Source organism: Rhizobium aureum, assembly GCF_030182495.1.
In the GTDB taxonomy this organism is placed as follows: domain Bacteria; phylum Pseudomonadota; class Alphaproteobacteria; order Rhizobiales; family Rhizobiaceae; genus Rhizobium; species Rhizobium tropici_C.
This window is the reverse complement of record NZ_JAQJCI010000044.1, coordinates 1-1,590: the sequence shown is the minus strand read 5'-3', so window position 1 is coordinate 1,590 and position 1,590 is coordinate 1. Positions and strand designations below refer to the sequence as shown.

Below are 1,590 nucleotides of genomic sequence, written 5' to 3'. Positions count from 1 at the left end.
TTCTGCCAAAGGTCGAAGAGCTCGGTAACGACAGCGGCGGATGTCTGCTGACGCGCGTCGACACGGGCGTCAGGGCTTTGCCCTCGGGCTGTTTCTTCGACCTGCCAGAGCTTTGCCATCAGCTCCACCGTCTCGGTGGCGATCTTTGAGCTTTCCGAGGCGTGGAGCTCGTAGAACTTGCGCCTGCTGTGGGACCAGCAGCCGGCCAATACCATACCGTCATTGCCGCCGTCAGATCGAGCGAGCTTGTTGTAGGCACCATACCCGTCAACTTGAAGAATACCGCGATAGCCACTCAGATGCCGGGCGACACGATCGCCAGCGCGGCTATCTTCGAAGCGATAGGCGACCATCGGCGGACCACTACCGCCAAAGGGTCTGTCATCCCTGGCATAGGCCCATAACCAAGCCGTCTTTGCTGATCCGGATCCCGGCGCGAGCGTTGGCAACGTCGTCTCGTCAGCAAAGATCCGCTCAGCTTTTTTAATCTCGGCAAGGATATAATCGGCCAGGATGTCGAGTTCGAAGCCGAGCTTGCCCATCCATTGGGCCATCAGCTTGCGATCGAGTTCGACCTTGTCGCGGGCATAGATCGCCTCCTGCCGATAGAGCGGAAGGCCGTCGGCATACTTGGATACCGCGATCTGGGCCAGAAGCGCTTCCGTTGGAATGCCGCCCTCGATGATGTGCGCGGGCGCAGATGCCTGGATGACACCGTCTTCGTTTTTGAAGGCATACTTTGGCCGGCGGGTGACGATGACCCGGAACTTCGCCGGCATGACGTCCAGCCGCTCAGAGACGTCTTCTCCGATCAGCACCTTCTGCTTGCCGGCATGTTCGGGTAGTTCAGCCGGTTCGATTACCACTTCGACCCGCTCCAGGTGGGGCGCGAAGCCTTTGCGTGGCCGCGGCGGACGTTTGCTGTCGGGATGGGTTGCGCCCTTGTTGACCTGGGCTCGGATCGCAGCGATACCGGTCTCGATCTCCTCGAAGACAAAAGCCTGCTGCTCATCATCCATGCCTGAAGGCCCGAGCTTTTCCGATCGCCGGCCAAAGCGGGCACGATCGAAGGCTTTCAGGATCTGCGTCAGTCGTTCGATGCGCTCATCGGCATCGGCGTTTCGTTCCTTGAGATCTGCAACCTCGCTCTCGAGAGCATCGGCCCGCGCCGCCTTGTCGGCCATGGCAAGGACCATGGCTTTCAGCGTCTCTACATCATCCGGGAGCTGGAGATCGGGCGGCGTCATGAGGCCTACCAGAGCACATTCTGCTCCGGTTTTCCTGCCCTTTCAGGCGGTTGATTCACTTCGCCGCAGGCCTTTACCCAACAATCTCCGGCGGCTTCACTGCCACAGAGCGAACCCGCTTCCAGTCCATGCCGTCAACGAGCGCCATGAGCTGGGCATGATTGAGCTGCACCCGGTTGTGCCCGATCCGCGGCCAGCAGAACTGCGCCTTCTCCAGTCGCTTGGAGTAAAGGCAGACCCCTGATCCATCCCACCAGACGATCTTGACCCGGTCTGCCCGCTTCGCCCGGAAGACATAAAGCGAGCCGTTAAACGGATCACTGCCGGCGTCGCGCACCAGCGA

2 protein-coding genes are annotated in these 1,590 nt (G+C 60.5%); both read right to left on the bottom strand.

Going from position 1 to position 1,590, the window contains the following annotated elements:
• Positions 1-1,247: IS66 family transposase (tnpC, locus tag PH552_RS33620; RefSeq protein ID WP_285166732.1), on the bottom strand; the 1,247-nt coding region annotated here is incomplete at its 3' end.
• A gap of 73 nt (positions 1,248-1,320) precedes the next feature.
• The coding region (gene tnpB / locus PH552_RS33615) for an IS66 family insertion sequence element accessory protein TnpB (RefSeq protein ID WP_285166730.1) at positions 1,321-1,590 on the bottom strand (270 nt) is incomplete at its 5' end.